The sequence below is a fragment of the Bacillus sp. AP50 genome (genome assembly GCF_040492675.1).
GTDB lineage: Bacteria > Bacillota > Bacilli > Bacillales > Bacillaceae_G > Bacillus_A > Bacillus_A cereus.
Map to the genome: position 1 here is coordinate 1 of NZ_JBEUTW010000759.1, position 2,114 is coordinate 2,114.

Sequence of the window (2,114 nt, forward strand, 5' to 3'; positions counted from 1 at the left end):
AGATATGTTTTGCCAAATGAACCTACTTACCATACTTTCTCACCTTGAACAGTCTGCTTATGAAGGGAAGGTATACTTAAATAGCTTTAGAGAGGATGAATTTAAAGTAAATCAAATTGAACTTGAATTGGGGAATTACTCTTCTATATACAATGAAGTATTAGTAAACCATAAAAAGACCTCCCATAAGGTACCACCTGTAATGTATCAGGCTATAGACTTATTTTTAGAAATGTTAACAGAAGATAATGCAGTAATGAAATTCATTTCTAAAAATAAAGATTTATCAACTCAAGAATTATTAAAGAAGTTGTTTCATCTTTTTCCTACAATCGGATATGGAGATACTCAGTACATAGAACTGATTAATAAAATAAAGAAGAAAACTACACCTAAAATATAGATGTAGTTTTCTTCTTATATTTGTTCAAGTAATTCTAATTCTTTTTCTACAAATAGCATTAGTTCTTTAATTGTTTCACCAGAAAAATCAAAACGAATACCGGCTGCATTATACACTTCTTTTATAGGTTGCGAGCTTCCTAGTGATAATGCCTTTTTATAATTTTCTAGTGCTTGCTTAGGATCCTCTTTATATTGTTTATACATTTGTAATGCACCAAGTTGGGCGATCGCATATTCAATATAATAAAATGGTACTTCAAAAATATGGAGTACAGGTAACCAACTCGTTGCTATCCAGTTTTCATAGCCATCAATATGTATGACGCTAGACTGAAAATGTTTTTGAAGTTGCAAGTATTTTTCATTTCTTTCTTCAGAAGTATGACTTGGATTTTCATACAGCCAGTGTTGAAATTGATCAACAATAAGCATGACAGGTAAATATGAAATAACATCTTTAAAGAAGTTAATTTTTGCTTGTTTTAAATCTTTTTTGTCTGTATAGAAGGTATCCCAATAATTAAGCGAGAATAATTCCATTGTCATACTGGCTAGTTCAGCTGTTTCAGCTGGAATTTCTATATACTGTCGTAATTTTAATGGTTTTATGAGTTCGTTATGAATGCTATGACCCATTTCATGTATAAAAGTGATAATATCATCTTGTGTATAATTTAAGTTCATAAAAATAAAAGATAATTGTGAAGCTGGTAAGTACTCACAAAAGCCACCAGCTGCTTTTCCTTTGCGGCTTGTTAAATCAAGACAATCGTGTTTATACATTTGATTTAAAAGTGCTGAAAATTCAACATCTAGTTTATTAAAGATATGAGTGCTCTTTTCAATTAAATCATTTTCATTTGCAATAGGTTTAAGCACTTTTTGATCTGGAGTTACAGCTGATACATCCCACGGGCGAAGCGTATCAACTTGCAGTTTTTCTTTTTTCTCTAGCATTATTTTATCTTTAAGAGGCACAACATACTTACGTATGGATTCGGCTAGTTCATAGCAATCTTTCGCTGAATAATCAAAACGCTCGTATTTTTTGAACATATAATCGCGATAATTCTCTAGTTGAATATTTTTTGCTTTTTGATGGCGAATTTCAATTAATTGATTTAATATGTTTTGGAGTTCTTTTTCAACAGATAAAAATTGTTCAGAAATAATAGTTTTTGCCTTTTTACGGATGTCACGATTCGAATCTTGTAAATAGGATTGTAATTCTGTTATCGTTTTTTCTTCTCCGTCCCAAATTCCACTTAATCCTCCAGTGATTTCAAAGTACTCTGTGACTAATTTGTCTTCCTGTATTTCTAATTCGATATTTTCCTCACAAAATAACTTTTGAGCATTTTTTATTTTTGCATCTAACAAACCATATACGTTAGAATCTAATTCCATTCGAAAAGGTGACTCTAAATATTTATTATCCAATAAATTTTGGTACCGCTTTAAAAGAGGCTTTACAAATTGTTGATCATGTTCAAAAGTTCCCTTTATTTCTTCATCATCCGTATTACATTGAAAGGCGATGTAATGTGATCTTAATTGTTCTTCGATTTCCCAAATTACTTTTGACTGCTCTTTTAACCAATTTTCAAGGTCTAGTTTTGAAGAAATCATCTTATTTAATAAAGTCGAAAGAGTTTTTTCCAATTGTAGTACATTACTAATATCAATCGTATTTACACGTTGCATTATAT

Annotated in this window: 1 protein-coding gene and 1 pseudogene; one reads left to right on the forward strand and one right to left on the reverse strand. The window is 30.4% G+C overall.

The window, feature by feature from the left end; all coding sequences use genetic code 11:
* Positions 1-403: pseudogene (locus ABWK52_RS29225) on the forward strand (AraC family transcriptional regulator); the annotation flags it as partial.
* Positions 404-417: 14 nt separating this feature from the next.
* Here the strand turns inward: ABWK52_RS29225 and ABWK52_RS29230 are convergent.
* Positions 418-2,109, reverse strand: coding sequence for a M3 family oligoendopeptidase (locus ABWK52_RS29230; RefSeq protein WP_098541283.1), 1,692 nt, complete (start codon positions 2,107-2,109; stop codon positions 418-420).
* Between the last annotated feature and the right edge of the window lie 5 nt (positions 2,110-2,114).

Coding starts and splice junctions, on each gene's coding strand:
- ABWK52_RS29230 (WP_098541283.1), bottom strand. CDS start 2,109: ATGCAACGTGTAAATACGATTGATATTAGTAATGTACTACAATTGGAA.